Origin of the sequence: Undibacterium sp. Ji50W (assembly GCF_049340445.1) — a bacterium.
GTDB lineage: Bacteria > Pseudomonadota > Gammaproteobacteria > Burkholderiales > Burkholderiaceae_D > Undibacterium.
In genome coordinates this window covers 20,027-37,306 of the sequence record NZ_JBMPOX010000005.1, presented here as the reverse complement: position 1 = coordinate 37,306, position 17,280 = coordinate 20,027, and the positions used below count along the sequence as shown (strand labels likewise).

Annotated in this window: 13 protein-coding genes; 5 read left to right on the top strand and 8 right to left on the bottom strand. The window is 49.1% G+C overall.

The features are described from left to right. Window positions 1-6: 6 nt before the first annotated feature. The 3 genes from ACO0K9_RS10180 to ACO0K9_RS10170 form a co-directional block, all read right to left on the bottom strand. On the bottom strand, window positions 7-534 hold the full coding sequence (locus ACO0K9_RS10180; protein ID WP_422984437.1) for a hypothetical protein: 528 nt from the start codon (window positions 532-534) through the stop codon (window positions 7-9). 49 nt (window positions 535-583) lie between these two features. After that, window positions 584-3,508, bottom strand: coding sequence for a polyprenyl synthetase family protein (locus tag ACO0K9_RS10175; RefSeq protein WP_422984435.1), 2,925 nt, complete (start codon window positions 3,506-3,508; stop codon window positions 584-586). A gap of 247 nt (window positions 3,509-3,755) precedes the next feature. Beyond that, window positions 3,756-4,610: a DUF6920 family protein gene (locus ACO0K9_RS10170; RefSeq protein ID WP_422984433.1), complete on the bottom strand. Its 855-nt coding sequence runs from the start codon at window positions 4,608-4,610 to the stop codon at window positions 3,756-3,758. A 389-nt stretch (window positions 4,611-4,999) separates the two neighbouring features. Here ACO0K9_RS10170 and ACO0K9_RS10165 point away from each other — a divergent pair, with 389 nt between their 5' ends. From ACO0K9_RS10165 to ACO0K9_RS10145, 5 genes are all read left to right on the top strand, one after another. Continuing rightward, the gene (locus ACO0K9_RS10165) at window positions 5,000-5,860 is read left to right on the top strand and encodes an ATP-binding cassette domain-containing protein (RefSeq protein ID WP_422984431.1); all 861 of its coding nucleotides are present in this window, start codon (window positions 5,000-5,002) and stop codon (window positions 5,858-5,860) included. After that, a complete protein-coding gene (locus ACO0K9_RS10160) occupies window positions 5,857-6,681 on the top strand; it encodes a hypothetical protein (protein ID WP_422984429.1) in 825 nt (274 codons plus the stop codon). Before ACO0K9_RS10165 ends, ACO0K9_RS10160 begins: the two co-directional genes overlap by 4 nt. Further along, entirely contained in the window at window positions 6,681-7,421 is a 741-nt protein-coding gene (locus tag ACO0K9_RS10155; RefSeq protein ID WP_422984427.1) for a hypothetical protein, read from the top strand. The genes ACO0K9_RS10160 and ACO0K9_RS10155 overlap by 1 nt, the downstream gene beginning before the upstream one ends. 191 nt (window positions 7,422-7,612) lie before the next feature. Next, complete coding sequence (locus ACO0K9_RS10150) at window positions 7,613-8,290, top strand: class I SAM-dependent methyltransferase (protein WP_422984425.1); 678 nt, start codon at window positions 7,613-7,615, stop codon at window positions 8,288-8,290. 164 nt (window positions 8,291-8,454) lie between these two features. Further along, a complete protein-coding gene (locus ACO0K9_RS10145; RefSeq protein WP_422984423.1) occupies window positions 8,455-9,216 on the top strand; it encodes an alpha/beta hydrolase family esterase in 762 nt (253 codons plus the stop codon). A 140-nt stretch (window positions 9,217-9,356) separates the two neighbouring features. Here ACO0K9_RS10145 and ACO0K9_RS10140 read toward each other — a convergent pair whose 3' ends face one another. From ACO0K9_RS10140 to dnaN, 5 genes are all read right to left on the bottom strand, one after another. Further along, window positions 9,357-10,970 (bottom strand): ADP-ribosylglycohydrolase family protein, encoded by a 1,614-nt coding sequence (locus tag ACO0K9_RS10140; RefSeq protein ID WP_422984421.1) that lies wholly within the window; start codon window positions 10,968-10,970, stop codon window positions 9,357-9,359. A gap of 5 nt (window positions 10,971-10,975) precedes the next feature. Beyond that, complete coding sequence (locus ACO0K9_RS10135; RefSeq protein WP_422984419.1) at window positions 10,976-11,623, bottom strand: DarT ssDNA thymidine ADP-ribosyltransferase family protein; 648 nt, start codon at window positions 11,621-11,623, stop codon at window positions 10,976-10,978. Further along, window positions 11,620-13,011, bottom strand: a complete 1,392-nt coding sequence (locus ACO0K9_RS10130; protein ID WP_422984417.1) for a 3'-5' exonuclease — start codon at window positions 13,009-13,011, stop codon at window positions 11,620-11,622. Before ACO0K9_RS10130 ends, ACO0K9_RS10135 begins: the two co-directional genes overlap by 4 nt. Before the next feature lie 311 nt (window positions 13,012-13,322). Then, window positions 13,323-15,818, bottom strand: coding sequence for a DNA topoisomerase (ATP-hydrolyzing) subunit B (gyrB, locus tag ACO0K9_RS10125; protein ID WP_422984415.1), 2,496 nt, complete (start codon window positions 15,816-15,818; stop codon window positions 13,323-13,325). A gap of 280 nt (window positions 15,819-16,098) precedes the next feature. Continuing rightward, window positions 16,099-17,205, bottom strand: a complete 1,107-nt coding sequence (gene dnaN / locus ACO0K9_RS10120) for a DNA polymerase III subunit beta (protein ID WP_422984413.1) — start codon at window positions 17,203-17,205, stop codon at window positions 16,099-16,101. Window positions 17,206-17,280 lie beyond the last annotated feature (75 nt).

Sequence of the window (17,280 nt, the reverse complement as noted above, 5' to 3'; positions counted from 1 at the left end):
GGGTAGTTATACTTTGGGATCAGTCCAGACGCCGCCGCCAAATCCATCGCGAGCATAAATCTTTAATGGTTGTCTGGATATATATTTTCTGCCGTCTAAATCTTGGTAACTTACTGAAATCTCAATTTCTGTCCCGTAGCGCAACCAGGGATCGTCAGAAGGGTTACTATTTGTAGCTCCGAATGACGTACTCAATTCTTCGCCATTTCTTAGCAGAGGAATTTTGCTTTCTGATGTGAAGACCCTAGAGATGGAATCGAATTTCTCTGGTTCAGCATTCACGTCAAGTAAGCTAGATATTTCGTCGCGCGAAGCATGTAGTTGGACATGCACTGCTGGGCGACTGCCAGTGTTGGCAATAGTCAGATTAAATACCGCAGCCGTATTTCCCGAGCTATGCTCAACGACGAAAGCAGATATGACGGGGCGGTTTGATTGAAGCCAATTAATTCTGGTGAAATAAAGTGATAGGAGTGAAGCAGCGAAAGCTAGTAGTGAAATCGCTGTCTTGATGTCATCCGGTGTGAGGGCCATAAGAAATAAAAATATATCGTGATTTGTGAAAGGCTAGACAGTGTCTATACTACCGCAATCGCCTCGTAGACGCCCGCGCCAATTCAATCAGTGCAGCCTTCGCGGCAGAATGCCGCACCGGTAGCAAGACCTCGACCCCCAGCGCAATCTGTCTGGCGGCTTCGGCCCGTGTAGCATCCAGCGCTGCGTTGGCGACCAGCCATGCACTGACCTTAGCAGCGTCAGCAAAGCCATCAGCCGCCAACACATCAAAACCTTGCGGGTCGCGTTGGCGTGCCAGTAGCAGAGGGTAAGTCAGCAGGCCAGTAGACAGGTCGGTGAAGCGGGTTTTGCCGGTGTCGCTGGTGGCGGGGTCAAGGTCCAGTATGTCGTCTATCAGTTGAAAGGCCAGGCCCATGTGGCGGCCAAACTGGGCGGTGGCAGTGACGGTGGCGGCGTTGCAGCCGCCTACGGTGGCACCGGCGCGGCAAGACCAGGCGAACAGCCCTGCGGTTTTGCCATCGATGATGCGCAGGTAATCTTCTTCGCTGGCTTCCAGGTTGCGTCGGCCTGACAATTGGTCAGATTCGGCAGCGATCATGGATTCTATGACTTCGAAAAGGTCGTCTGCCAGCCCGTTATAACCGATGCGGTACAGTGAACGCACGGCGCGTGACACCAGCAGGTTGCCTGCCAGCACACCAGCACCCACGCCATATTTTTTCCATGCGGTGGGGTGGCCGCGCCGCTGATCGGCTTCGTCGATGATGTCATCGTGCAGCAAGGTGGCTGCGTGTATGGATTCGGTGATGATGGCAACCTGTATCGCTTCGTCCGACAAAAACCGCCGCATCAGCATGGAGCAAAGCAGGGCGCAGCTTGCCCGCAAGCGCTTGCCGGATTGAAACAACGAATCAGCCAGCACGCCATCAATCAGATGGCGCTGGTGGCTAGCCCCGTATTCACGAAAATGTTTATCCGTCTGATCAAGCGCGCTAATCAAATGCGCACGCAGCTTGTCCAGATCGTCAGCCAGCGCCTTATCATTAATTGCACCGACAACATCATTGATAAGGGCATACACACCAGATGCCTTAGCTTGTGCCTCTTGCTTACCGTGATCAGGGGTGTCTGTAGTATTGCCCGTAGTATGGCCCGTATTATTGCCCGTACTGCTGGCCCACTTGGATACAGGGGCCACACCCCGGCCCAGGTTGTTGATAAAACGCATGGCCCTGGATTCAAATTCAGGCAAGCGTTTGTCCCAACCCAACTGGCGCACTAGGTCACCGGCCTTCACTGAATAGTCGGCGACGCGGGTAGTCATTGCGCCCAGCCATGCGATGGTTTCCCCAGAAAATACCGGCACCAGATCCAGCAAATGCGGCAAGCCAGCATCAAACCGCAGCTTGTCGATGACCTTGAGCGGGGTCAGTGCCGTCGGTTCTTCCAGCGGGAATAGCTGGCAGCGCTGTGCACTGGAACCAGTCAGTTCCAGCAAGTGGTTGACAGCCCTGCGTGCGGATTCATTGGCGCTTTCCATCGTCGCCACGTCAGTAGACGTACGCACAAAATCGCCAGCGACAAACAGGTTGCTGATACCGATATCAAGCTCTGGTCGCGCTGCCCATGATCCGGCAGTGTTGACGAATAGTGGCGCATCGTTTTCCATACCCGCAGCAGTCCAGCGCAATGACGGGTCGATGGAGCAGGCAATGACCCCGGCAGCTTCAAGTTCAGCCCTGTCTGCTGGTGCAAGGTGGGCGAGGATTTGTTGCCAGACTTCTTCCTGAATTTCTGCTGGCGTGCAATCCCTGGCGGGTTTGCGTATGTATTCGCCGGGTGCATCGAAATCAGATATGCAGACGCTAAGTATGCCGTGCACCGTGCCATCCCCATATTGCGCCAGCCCACGCGGCCAAAAACGCTGCTGGCACAACGAGGTCAGTGCCCATGGCGCATCCAGGAAAATAGTGTGCCCGTGATTCAGTTCTATGTCTTGCCCCAGATAGAAAAGGATGCCGTTCATCCACTCGGTTTTGAGCTCGTCCAGCCTGCTAAGACCAGGTGCCCTGGCCAGCATGTCTTCATTGCTGATTGCCTGCAAGGCTTCCAGCGGCAACGCCAGGATGAAATGGTCGGCTGTCAATTCTGTGCCGTCACTGAGTTGCAGCGCACGTGCTGCTGTACCATCCCACAGCACATTTTCTACAGAAGCACCAAGTACAAATTCCACCCCCAGATGTTGAAGATGCGTGACCCACGGTGCTATCCACACCTCGCTGGTGGGGCCGTTCAACACCCTGTCGGCACAACTGCGGTAGATATCACTGAGCAATTGTATGCCTACCACCACGTTGGAGCGTGCACTCATATCCGCTGCGCGACAGGCCACCAGAGTGCGGGTCACCGCATTGATGACATATTTTTGATAGGCTTCTGAGCGTGACGGTGCCTGGAAATAATCCCAGGCGGAGAGGTTTTCGAATTCACCAAAACGTCGCTCGTCCGAGCTGGTCAGCATGGTGAACACGCAACGTACATAGTGCAGCATATCTTCGCGTGGCACATCAACACCACTACCCACAAAAAGATCATACAGAAATGAGAGCAATGACGCCGCATCATGCGATGAAGACCTTAACTGGTTGGGTACCTCCCACCGACCCTTCTTTGACAATGCAAGCGTGCGGGAAGTGTGCGCCAGGTTGTCTGCCACGCTACCGTAAGAGCCATCGGCCAGCACGCAGGGAATACGCGCCATCGTATCGGGGATATGTCGGTAAAACCCCGGAAAGAAGCGAAAACCATGTTCACCCGGCAAAGCCTGGCTATCTGCAGTAGCTGATCCTTCCACCGGGATACTGCGCGATTTTCCGCCGGGTGCGGCCAGCGCCTCTACCACTGTCACCAAAAATCCACGTTCGGCCAGCTCCTGGGCTGCCGTCAAACCAGCGATACCTGCGCCAGCAATAAGTACTCTAGTTTGCTTCAACGAGCTTTCTCCTGAAGTGAAATCGCGGAGATGAGTCACAGATGAGCTCACCCGCCAGTAATCAGCAGGTATTATGCTGGCAGTCTGCAGGTCTTAGGCAAGCAAAGTGCTGGTGAGCTTTGATTTGTTTAAAAAAACAGACAGTGGCGATCAGTCAGCTTTACTTTATGCGCATTCTAATGCTGCGTCATAAGTTGCGTCACAACAGGGCTTAAAGCTATGCATAGCTGCCATGCCGGTTGCCAGCTTAAAATTCATACGTCATTGAGGTGATGGTGCCGCGCCAATAAGGCTGGCGTCCATCAGGGTGCAGCCACGCTGCCTCGCCGCTAAGCGGCACCAGCATGCCATTACGTTCTTGATAGTTGTACCAGCGCCCTTCCCACGGTGTAGGCACGACGACCTTGCCCACCGTCGCGGCACGTGCCGCAACGTGTACCGATTCAATCAGGCCAGCCGGGTTGAAATTGACCAGCATACTTGCGCTGATTGTTCCATCGGCAAGCGTGGCAATGGCAGAATGGTCGTCAACAGCTTGCCAATGTACCCCCTGGCTTGGGAGTAAAGCCGTGGGGTACCAGGCAGCTTCAGCAAAAAACCGTATGAATTCACCTTCAGCCAGATCGCGGGCGCTGATGTTGCCCGCCAAAGTCAACAAGCCAAGTAAGGCAGGCGTCAGCATGCCTTCACCGCCCACATAAGCGTCGTGTACATAAACACCTATACCCGGAGCCATGGCAATACGGGCATTCCATACAAAGCCGGGCCTGCGGGTGATAACCCGCTGTGCGGATGCAAAAGGCTTCCACTTATCCGCAGTCGCACTCAGGTTAAAGCTGCCCACATGTTCAACCCTTGCCGCAGAGATGATACGCTGGCCATCCTTCAATACGGTACGGAAGTATCTGCTTACCGGTGCCGGCAGCTTGTCGATTTCCTGAACGTCATATGACAACGGTATTACCGACAGGCGAGTGTTTTCAAGCCGCAGCAACAACGCCCGCGTCTTACCTGCCCAGCGCGCAGCACCGTAAGCGGCAAGGCCAGCTACAATGGCTGCGGCAGAAACAAGGGCAAGTAACACCCATATAATCCAGGTCATAGTGAATTTGCCAGTGAAGGGGAAGAGATGGAGTAGATTATGCCCAAAGCACACAGCCTTGTTTGTCGGGTATCAAACATAAGCGAACCGGATTTGTGCCGGTGTTTTCAATTCTCTTTACCTGTCAGAAAGCAAGTGTTGATACGGCGCGTTTGCCACGCGGGCTTTTCTTGTTCGTGATGGAAGCGCACTAGTCGTAATGGTGTGAACTTTTGAATTTCCTTTATTTGCAAAAAAGTAATAAACTCTGACACTTTGCAAGTACATCTTTTGCTGCAAAAGATGCTTGAGGGATTTTGCTTACAGAATGCCCTCAGTTGAAAACGGCGAGCCAAAAATAATAGATGTCTACAGGAACCTCAGGAACCTCAGGAACTTCAGGAACTTTGATGATCAAAGTCACACAACTGCAATTTGAATATGGGCGCAAACGCGTCTATGACGATTTTTCGCTGACGCTTGCCCAGCCAGGCGTATATGGCTTGTTTGGACGCAATGGCAGTGGCAAATCGACGCTATTAAAGATACTGTCGGGTTTGCTGTTTCCCCACGGCGGCAGTGTAGACGTGCTGGGGTACAAACCTACGGCCCGCTTGCCCACGTTTTTGGAACAAGTGTATGTAGTCCCCGAAGAGTTTCACTTACCCAATATCAAGCTGGAGGTGCTGCTGAAGACGCATGCGCCATTTTATCCGCGCTTCTCCAGTACCGATTTTCAAAGCTATACAGATATTTTTGAAGTGCCACGCGACAAGGGCTTTGCCTCCATGAGCCTGGGGCAAAAGAAAAAAGCCGTGATCGCCTTTGCGCTGGCAACCCACACCCCAGTGCTATTGATGGATGAACCGACCAATGGGCTGGACATTTTAGGCCGGGCGCAGTTTAAAACCATCATGGGCGGCAAAGAACACGCAGATCGCATCGTCGTCATCAGTACCCACCAGGCACATGATTTGGAAAGCCTCATGAGCCACGTGCTGTTTGTTGATGCCGGCAAGCTGGCATTGTCCGCCAGCATGGACACACTGCAACGCGCCTTGCATCTGGGCGTCGCAGACAATCAGGCAGACATTGCCGACAGCATCTATCAAGAAGCAATCGGCCATCAATGGGCCTATGTCGCAGCCAACAAGGGCGATGCCCCGGGGGCAGTCAATCTCGAATTGTTGTACAAGGCCCTGAGCATGAACAAGCAAGCCATTCTGGATGCAGTGGCAGTTCATCAAGACCCAACAAGGAATCCGCAATGAGCAATTTTTTCAACAGCGCGCGTTTTGCCCGCTTGTGGCGCGCCCATTGGGCAGAAAGTTGGCGCGACTATGCCTGGTTCGTCGGCATCATGGTCATGATCAATCTGATTACCATTCTGATTTCCTTCACTACGGATACAGAGCATACATTCTCGCAGTTTCACTTCGGCAGCCAGGTTCAATGGTATGTGGGGGGCTTGCTTGTGTCGGCAATGGTGTTCTCTGGCCGCTATTTCAAACACATGGTCAACCCTGGGGCCAGCCTGATTACCCTGATGCGCCCAGCTTCGGTGTTTGAGAAATGGTTGCTGGCATTCGTGTTCATCGGCATCTTGTTCCCGCTGGCATATACCCTGGGCTATATGCTGATGAATTATCCCGCCGTCCAGTTGGCCAAGGCGTCATACATTACGCCACCGCTTTGCGAATCCTGCTCCCTCGCCCAACAGGACTTTGGCTTTTATATCCCATTCATTACCTCAGAAATGGGAAAGACCGGTGCCGATGTGCAGAGATTCATTAAGATGCAAATATTTTTTATGCTGTTCTTAACGACGGGGCAGGCAGTAATTGCCGGCGGCACGGTATTTTTTAAACGTTCGCCCGTGCTAAGAACAGTTTTGACATTGTTCTTACTAGCCATCTTCATGGCATGGATAGGCTGCTTCCCACAGTTGGAAATATTTGCATCGCTCAATGACGATGTGCTTGTTCCGCAGGGTGCGGTTGAATATGGTCTTTCAATTGGCTTATGGCTTGGTTTGCCTGTGTTGCTTTGGGCGGCACTATTCTTCCACCTCAAAGAACGTGAGGTGTCATGATGAAACGCCTGTTTTCAAAAGCTGGAGTCTGGCTATTTCTCGCTGCCGTAGTCTGGTATGTGGCAGGCAATTTCACACTGGATAACATCAATAAAAATAACCGGGCACGCGCCAAAAGCCAGCACCAGGCCGAGCATCATTTCGATATCGGTGAACAGGCAAGCGTGGTGATTCGCACACAAGGTAACGAAGTCCATACCGGAGGAATCACGGTCATTTTTGACCCAAATGTGTCACAAGCATCGGTTAATAATGAGAACCTGCGCCTGTCCGTCAACGGAAAAACGGTTGATGGCATCTTGAACATTACCCTAGCCAGCGTTGAAACGCATCTGTATCGCTCATTCAATAAATTTACGATCCATCTGCCATCGTCGGTTAAAAAAGTAGCATTTTCTGGTGTTGGTACCACTGAACTGTCTGGCACTTTACCTGGTGCTGAATTGAGTTTGGAAATTGCAGATTGTCAGTCAACTGTGAATATGACAGATTTAAAAGTCAACCACCTCAAACTCACGTCGACATGCCAAATGCCACCCAAAAAAGATTGGCGCACGAATGGTTTTGTTTTAGGTGATGGCGTACAGATCAATCGACTTGATGTGTCAATGCAACGCGGTTTGCTGGATTTTTTTGCAGCCACTATCCCGCAACAGATTCAGTTGAATATCGGTGATGAAGTGGCCGTGTCTGGCCAGCGAGAATTTTTAAAGTCAGCGCGTTTTAGTAACAATTTTTGATGAGGTGGTAGAACAATTGGACGCTTGCGTACCATCCAAGATGTGCTCACGACATTACGGTGTCATTCCACGGGACTGCGTGGTTAAACAATATGTAGTGCAGCGGGATGAACCTTGGAGCCAGCCGAACGCAATATAAATGTGCTGGATAGACAGCTACAATTCGAACGTAGCTCAACATGAAAGCAATAATGAAAACTGCCAATCAGAATTTAACAACTCTAAAAGTCGAACGGTCGCAGCGATATTTTAATAAAGTGAGTTTATTTTTCTACGACTTCATCTTGTATGGTGTGATTTCCAAATATGCCTGGGGCAGCTCTATCCAGCGTTTGGACGCGCATTATAAAAAATACGTCTCTTCCAATCATCTCGAAGTCGGTGTTGGAACTGGGTTCCTATTAAACAGGGTTGTCTTTGATTCCACCAAGCCGAGACTCGCTCTGATGGATCTAAGCCCTGAGTGTCTGGCAAAAACCAAATTCAAGGTTTCAAGATATGCGCCGGAAACATACATTCAAAATTTGTTGGAGCCGGTCCAACACAAGATGGCTAAATTTGACTCCATTGCGATCAATTATGTAATGCATTGCGTTCCAGGTAGCTTCAAAGAAAAGGGCATTGCATTCAGCCATCTACAACCACTTCTCTCTGAATATGGCGTGCTGTTTGGAACCTCTGTCTTATCTGAAGATGTACATAAAAACTTGTTTGCAAAGCCATTCATGTGGCTGATGAATTATCTAGGCGTCTTTAACAATCGAAATGACAATGCACGCGACCTGAAAGATTTCTTGGAAAAGAATTTTCAAGTGCTTGATTTTAAGGTGGTTGGCGTTACCGCATTTTTTGCCGTTAAAAATAAATAATTCAGTGAATGTACGTCCAGCATATAACTATCGGGATGATCCACTGGTTCCCAAAGTTCCATGTGACAGACCGGACATTATTTGAACGCACGTGTAAATTGTGAAATCATTCTTGGACATCTGGATTCTAAACAGCTTGAAGTCTGCCCAAAGGTGCACCGCTAGTGCTCGTCATGCACGGCTCAGGCCAAAGCGCAGAAGATATACGCGTCGAAACCGGCTACGGTTTCGAACGCCTCGCCGACCAGCATGGCTTCGCCATCGCCTATCCCGATTCCTACAGCTTTGACTGGAACGATTGCGGCAAGGTCGGCGACTATCAGGTCAATGGCCGCGACATCGACGACGTCGGCTTCCTCAATGCCCTGACCGACAAACTCATCAACGACCTCGGCACTGACAAGACCCGCGTGTTTGCAACCGGCGTGTCCTCGGGTGGCTTCATGTCACTACGCCTGGCGTTAGAATCATCAACCCGCTTCCGCGCCGTGGCCGCAGTATCCGCAAGCGTGCAAGCACCCCAAAACTTCCGCTGCAAACCCGCTGGCACCGGCACATCAGTCATGATCATGAACGGCACCAAAGACCCGCTAGTGCCATACAGCGGCGGTGAAGTGAACCTGCTAGGCCTGTTCTACAAATGCGGCGACGTACTCAATGCCCGCGCATCAGCACAATACTTTGCAGACCTGAACAAGATCACAGCCACACCCACGGCGCAGACGACCGCAGTATCAAGTGTCGATGTGGAACGCATTAGCTGGAAGCAAGACCCCAGAACCGAAGTCGAACTCGTTACTATCCACGATGGGGGACATGGCCTGCCACAGCCCTACTACCGCCGCGCCCGCTTGCTAGGGCCGTCGCCAATGGCACCGAATGGGGCGGAAATGATTTGGGAATTTTTTGAGCGGCAGCGGTCTTGAGCCATTCGCCCGGAGTGGCCTAGAAGAAAAATTTGCAGGTGATGTTGAGCATACGGCGAATATTAAACATTGATGAAAGAGATAAGATTGCGATGTCATGGTGTGACAAAGAAATTTTTGAGCTCCTTAAAAGATGCTTTTTATCGTTTGCTCCTAGCTATTTTCGCTTTTGCGATTATTGCGGAAAATGCTATGCATCTTTCAATTCCATTTGGCTCCGTTGCTAAAGATAATAGTGTTTCACCAATAATTTTTGCGTCAAATCCCGATTGAATGCAGAGTTGTGTACACACATCAATATTCAATTCGGTCGAATTTGGAGTAAGTGCGCGTTCAATAATATGGGGAGTTTTTTTTGCTTGTGAAGCACTGGATTCAATTGCTGCTCCAATTTTTCGGGGGTATGGTGTATTAATTTGGTTCCTCCTACGTTTTGCTAGTACTGTTTGTCCAAAAGGCAGCAAACACCATTGCCACATTAGCTCATTTCCTTTTTCGGAGGAGAATGAGCTGTTAAAAGGTACGATTTCTCCCAATCCGCTCAGATTAGGTTTTTCATCAATTTCGATCCATGCATCACTTTGATTTTTCGGTGGAACCCATGTTAGCAAATCGGGATATTTAAAACTGCTTTGTTTTTTTCCCGAGCCTATTAGATATAGTCTTCGCGCCTCTTTTCGAATATATTCTGCGTCTTGTATCTCACAATTAGGTGCTGTTTCTGAGACTGAACCAATTAGAGCACCAGCCATTGTAGCAATCGTATCAGTATCACTGTTGAACGTATTTGCAGACACAAGTAAGGCGACTTCCGGTTGATCGTTTCTAAATAACCACGCAAGGACAATTGCAAACAGAGCAGTTTTTAAACCCGAGCCGCGCTCTGAAGGCTTGAGTCCCCCGAGTGCCGTAACTATTGATCGATAGGCTGAAACGGGATCTTTAAAGTTTGCGCAATATTTTCTCGCAAGGTCAACAGATTCGTGCCATTCTAAAATAGTGTTGGACCATTCTGTTTTTAGCTCTTTCCCTGAAAGGTGCTCCCAGTTTGGGACCCAGACTAATGCTAGTTCCGGATCAGAAGTTAATGTCTCATAAGCAGATATTGCTGCAGTATCGCCAATTGAGGCCCAATCTTCAGGCGGTGTAGATTTTTTTGTTACTAGTGCGTTATATAAAAAGAATGCATGAACTGCAGCTCCTATGATTGCTCGTGGATGGCCGTGTGTGCAAATGGAGTTTTTAATAACGGCATTCATGAATGAATTTGGACCTTCTGCATGCGCTTGCCAAACGTGCGGTTGTATTCTCATTGCCGCTCCATTACCTCCACCATTACAGTAATGAATGTCGCCAGATTTGAAAAAATTTTGTGACCACGTTGATTCTCGAAATGCTAAATTTGCTGCGGCAGCTTTCGATCCTCTTCCTGCACCTAACGCATAGTTTAGCCAAACGGGTAATTCAATTTTTGCAAAACTTTCAACGTCAAAATACCCGTCACCTCTTATGGCACGTGATGTACTTAGTCTTAATTGAGTATCATCTGAGTACGTGCCAATCGCGAATGTTATTTTAGGACCAAAAAGTCCGCCAACTCGGCGAGTCCATTCAATCGGACCTTGGACCAACTCAATGTTGTTTCTTTTTAAGAATTCTTGCTCGGTGAGTAGTTCTGTTGGGAACCCAACTACGTCTCCATAGGCCGCCCAAAGTGCAGAGCGTATAATCTGATTTTCAGCGATATTGACCATAATTATTAAGAAAAGAGCTCTGGGGCGACAATTAAATCTAATGTTCCAACAATATTAGGGGAGCAAACGCCAATTTGGGCTTCCACCTCATGTAAATGTTCGTAAGAACTCAAATAGATACGCCGAAGGTAAGAGATAGATACAGATTTTGGATATAAAATTTCTGCTTGATTACACGTAGTGTGCATCATCTGCGCAGTTTTTGGTCGTATTATCAATTTCGTTGGAAACTGTCTAACGCTCGGCTTAAATAGCGACTCAAATCCGGCGTGCCCTGTAGCTCTTTCAGTTAAATCATACGCATTATTCGTTGTTGAAAAAACCACATTTTCATGGGTCATTATTTCTGGCGAAAAGCTCAAAATGCACCAAAAAATGTCAGCACTTGCATGCCATCTTTTTGAAATACTAAAAAACGTTCCATTTATTTTTGAGATGGATAGATTTACATACGAATGCCAAGCTGAATCGCGACTTCTATCCTTACAATTAATTTGAAGTATGTGAGATAGTCGTTTTTCATTTGGGAGTTCAGAATGAGCCAATAAACTTTCAGTTGAAAATATGCCAAGTAAGCCGTTATTTGTTGTGAAATGTAGCACTTCGGTAATATTCCGTTCCGAGATTTTTGCCTCCAAATCTGCAAATGTCATAATTGAACCTTTTCGCATGCACTAGCATCTAAGCTATTCAAAATTGCGGGCTCTTCTCCAGATTTGTATCCTAATACAACTTGGATTCTCGCACGTGCTATTGCCATTGATAGCAACCGACAAGCTGTTTCGAATCTGTCGTCACCTGTAGTGAACTCTCCATCAGGTAAATTTTCTTTGCTTAACCCGATAATAATGCAATGGTCAAAATCCAAACCTTTCGCTGAATGTAGAGTGCTCAGTGCAATGTTTGTGTTCGAAGTTGGCCAATCAGACTGCCTAGTTAGCTCTACGTATTTTAAACCTGCATCTTTTAGACGAGACTCCAAATATGAGAACCAACCCTTTGGATTTAAAAATGCAACTGATTCAGTAGAAAGATCAACATTTTTTTTGATATATTCAATGCACCAACTAACCTGTTGATTAAAGAGGCCTTCTAGTAAAATTGGTTTCGGATTTCCAGTTAAATCTAAAAGCTCCTGGGAAGTGCCATCATTGTCAAGCGTGACACAATTAATTAAACTTGCGGCTAAGCGAGCAATTTCAGGTGTGTTCCGATAATTAACTTTTAGTCTATAACTGTCTTCGGGGCGGATTGTTAAACCGATTTCTGACCAAGTGAATCCGCCTGCATAAATTCGCTGGGCAGTATCTAATATGAAGCATTTTGCACTTTCATCATTTGCTTGAATCATAATTGAACGAAGCTGGTTCGCAGAAAAATCTTGAGCTTCATCAACAATGATAATGTCATAGGAATGATATTTTTTCACCATCATTGACACTGCCACATCATTCCAATCCATGATATTTTTTCTTGATTTCCATTCCTGAAAAGGTTTGATAATAAGGTCAAGAATCAATTGTCTAGTTGGTTTCTCAACACGTGGGATAGCCCCCCTACCGTCACGCCTGCAATTTAAATATTCGTTAATTTCAGCTGGTAAAAATCGTCCCATTACATATCTAGCTTCGTTTGCGAGAAAGTCAGGTGGGAGTCCGATTTGTGTAGATGCTGACGCACAAACTCTCTCCAAATCAGCATCTTCACAAACCTTTGGTTTTCCAAGTGTTCCATAAGCCCAGTGACTAAAAGTATCAACAGTTATTTCAATATTTCCAGTTGGAATGCTGTTTTTTACAAGGTCGTGTACATATCCTCGAAGAGTTTTGTTAAACGTCAATACAAGGGCACGAACGGGCTCATTGCTTTCTTCTCTGCGTCTGCGCGATTGCACCCAAAGAATTAGAAGTTTAAGTTTTAAAAGTGCGGTAGTTGTTTTACCACTCCCTGCCGCCCCTCGAATTATCTCTACGCCAGCCCGAACTCTTTTAATAATTAACAATTGTTCTGGAGACGGATTGACTGATGATAAGCTTTTCAAAATAGACTCGCCAAAAAGTATTAAAAAATAAATATTATTTATTAATACTAGATGATTATTTACTTTGCGTATGTAAAATTTTGCAATATTTTTTGATTGAAATGGAGAGTTGCACTAATGCAAAATATGGAGGGTTTATGAGCATCAGTGGCTTGACGCTGGATATATTAATTAAAGTTATATAACACAATCAAATTTCGCTAACTGATTTCTATTCGAACAAATCCGAGGAAAGTTTATTGCGATGTAAAACTAAAAGGTCAATCATTTCTGATTGACCTTTTAGTTTTACATCGCAAACGTCAGCAGCATCAAACGTCAATATTCCCCGCCCGCAACGCATTCGATTCAATAAACGCCCTGCGCGGTTCCACGTCGTCGCCCATCAGGGTGGTGAAGATCTGGTCGGCGGCGATGGCGTCTTCGATCTGTACTTTGAGCAGGCGGCGGACTGTGGGGTCCATGGTGGTTTCCCAGAGTTGGCTTGGGTTCATTTCGCCCAGACCTTTGTAGCGTTGTTTGCTGACGCCGCGTTCGGCTTCGTCGCGCAGCCACAGCATGGCCTGGTGGAAGTCTTGTACGGCGATTTCTTTGGCTTTTTCGCCTTCGCCACGGCGCATGAAGGCGCCTTCGGTCAGCAGGCCTTTGAAGGTGCTGGCGGCGTTTTCCAGCACTTTGTAGTCGGCGCCATCGACAAAGTCGGCGTCGATGCTGCTGACTTTGATGTTACCGTGGTACAGGCGTTCTATGCGCAGGCTGAATGCGCCTGACAGTTCGTCGCTGCGTACCACGGCCTTGACGGCAGTGTCGCCAATGGCGGCGGTCAGGGCGATGGCGGATGCTTCGGCGTTTTCTGGCGTATCCAGTTTCAGGGTGACGCCGGTCATGATGGCGGTGAGGGCAGCGCGGTCAATGACGCGGGTCAGGCGCATCATGATGGCGTTGGCCAGGTTGTACTGGCGTACCAGTTCGCCCAGGGCATCGCCGATGATGGGGGTTGCACCTGTGCCTGGGGTAAGGGATGCACCGGTCAGGGCCACGGTCATCATGTAGGTGGCCTCTTCGGCATCATCTTTGAGGTAACGTTCATCACGGCCGGCCTTGACCTTGTACAGTGGTGGCTGGGCGATGTAGATGTGGCCGCGCTCTACCAGTTGTGGCATCTGGCGATAGAACAGGGTCAGCAGCAGGGTGCGGATGTGGGCGCCGTCAACGTCGGCATCGGTCATGATGATGATGCGGTGATAGCGCAGTTTGTCGGCATTGAATTCGTCCGGGCCTATGCTGGTGCCCAGGGTGGCGATCAGGGTGGTGATCTGTTCGCTGGACAGCATTTTTTCAAAACGGGCTTTTTCTACGTTCAGCACTTTACCGCGCAGTGGCAAAATCGCCTGGAACTTACGGTCGCGACCTTGCTTGGCTGATCCACCCGCAGAGTCACCTTCGACGATGTACAGTTCACACAGGGCGGGGTCTTTTTCCTGGCAATCTGCCAGTTTGGACGACAGGCCCAGGCCATCCATGACGCCTTTGCGGCGTGTCAGTTCACGGGCTTTGCGGGCTGCTTCACGGGCGCGGGATGCCTCGACGATTTTGCCGCAAATGATTTTGGCGTCGTTTGGTCTTTCTTGCAGAAAATCAGATAGCGTCTTGGCGACGATTTCTTCTACCGGGCCACGCACTTCGCTGGAGACAAGTTTGTCTTTGGTCTGCGAGCTGAACTTTGGTTCTGGCACTTTGACGGACAAGACGCAGGTTAAACCTTCGCGCATGTCGTCGCCGGTGACTTCGACCTTGGCTTTCTTGGCGTATTCGTGTTCTTCAATATACTTGTTGATGACGCGGGTCATGGCGGCGCGCAGGCCGGTCAGGTGGGTGCCACCGTCGCGCTGCGGGATGTTATTGGTGAAGCACAATACCTGTTCATTGTAGGCGTCATTCCATTGCATGGAAACGTCCACAGTGATGGTGGTGTTCTGGTCAGACTGGCGTTCGCCGGTGGCCTGGAAAATGGTCGGGTTGAGTACGCTTTTGTTTTTGTTGATGTATTCAACAAAGCCACGGGTGCCGCCTTCGAAGGCAAACAATTCTTCTTTCCCGGTGCGGTGGTCGTTGAGTTTGATGCGTACGCCATTATTCAAAAAGGACAATTCGCGTATGCGCTTGGCCAAAATTTCATAATGGAATTCAACATGGGTGAAGATTTCTTCATCAGCCCAGAAGTGGACTTCGGTACCACGTTTGTCGGTGTCACCCAGGACTTTGATGGGTGAGGTAAGAATGCCGTCAACGGTTTCCAGCTCGCGGTTTTGCGGTACACCACGCACGAACTCCATGGCGTACATTTTGCCATCGCGGCGGATAGTCAGCTTGAGCAATTTTGACAGGCCGTTTACGCAGGACACGCCCACGCCATGCAGACCGCCGGATACTTTGTATGAGTTTTGGTCAAACTTGCCGCCGGCATGCAGTTCGGTCATGACGATTTCTGCCGCGCTGCGTTTGGGGTCGTGCTTGTCATCCCATTTGATGCCGGTAGGGATACCACGGCCATTGTCGGTAATGGAGATGGAATTGTCGCTATGGATGGTGACGTTGATCTCGGTACAGTGGCCTGCCAGGGATTCATCAATCGAGTTATCCAGCACTTCAAATACCAGGTGATGCAGACCGGTGCCGTCCGAGGTGTCACCGATGTACATGCCAGGGCGTTTACGCACGGCTTCCAGGCCTTCCAGAATCTGGATCGAGGATGCGCCGTATTGATTTGGCTGTGCTGGAGTATTGTCTTGGGTGTTATCGGACATGGCTACCTTCTGAAATATTTACAACTGTTTCACTTCTGGATTACTGCTTGTTCAAAAACGAACTGCAAAAAACTGGTGGTGCTTTTTTGCGAATTACGAATGCAAATTAATTTGGTGAATTCGAATTTGCTAACTCCTTCCCCGGGTTTTACTTAAGCTTGGGGAAGGTTGGGATGGGGATGGGGTTCTTACGCAATTTGTTTGTGTTGTTGATCAACCGAAACCCATCCCCACCCTGCCCCTCCCCTTGAAGGGGAGGGAATAAAGGGACATCTACAACTTATATCCGCATCGGCATCACGACATATTTAAAGTCGGTGTTGTCGGGAATAGTGATCAGGGCGGATGAGTTGGAATCGCCCAACGATACGCAGATCTGGTCGCATTTCAGGTTATTCAATACATCCAGCAGATAGCTGACGTTGAAGCCGATATCCACGCTGTCGCCACCGTAGTCGATTTCAATTTCTTCTATCGCTTCTTCCTGGTCCGCATTGGTGGACAGGATCTGCATGCTGCCTGGGGTGATGACGCAACGCACGCCCTTGAACTTGTCGGATGTCATGATCGCGGCACGCTGCAATGACCGCAGCAATTGCTCGCGGCCCAAAGTGAAGCTGTTTTTATAGCCTTTGGGGATGACGCGGTTAAAGTCAGGGAACTTGCCTTCGACCAGTTTGGAAATCAGTTCGATATCGGCAAAAGTCAGTTTGACCTGGTTGTTGGCGATGTCGATCTGGACCGGGTCTTCCTTGTCTTCCAGCAGGCGCTGCATCTCGATGATGGTTTTGCGCGGGATGATGACTTCATGGCGCGGAAATTCTTGTTCCACTTCAACCTGGCAAAACGCCAGACGGTGGCCATCGGTTGCCACGGCAATGACGTTCTTGCCATCGACGACCAGCAGCAGGCCATTCAGGTAATAACGAATGTCTTGTTGCGCCATCGAGAAATGCACCATGTTGAACAGGTGCTTCAGGGTTTTTTGCGGCAGGTTGACGCTGGCATTGAAATGCTCGGCCTGGGCCACGGTAGGGAATTCTTCCGCTGCCAAAGTCTGTAAAGAGAAGCGCGATTTGCCTGACTGCACGCTCATCTTTTTGTTTTCAAGCTTGAGTACGACATCATTGTCATCAGGCAGGGCGCGCAAAATATCCAGCAATTTGCGGGCGGCCACGGTGGTGGCAACGACATCGCCGCCAGAACCAATGGCTGCCTTGGTTGTGATCTGCACTTCGATGTCGGTCGACAAGAACGACACCTGTTCGCCATCTTTGCGAATGAGGATATTGGCCAGAATCGGCAATGTGTGCCGACGCTCGACAATACCACTCACAATTTGCAAAGGCCGGAGCAGGGTGTCCCGGTGGGTTTTAACCAATTGCATTTGAATATCCTCACTTATTATGTTGATAAGGGACCTAAGTATTTCTTACTGCTTTTTTATAAACTGCTTTACCTA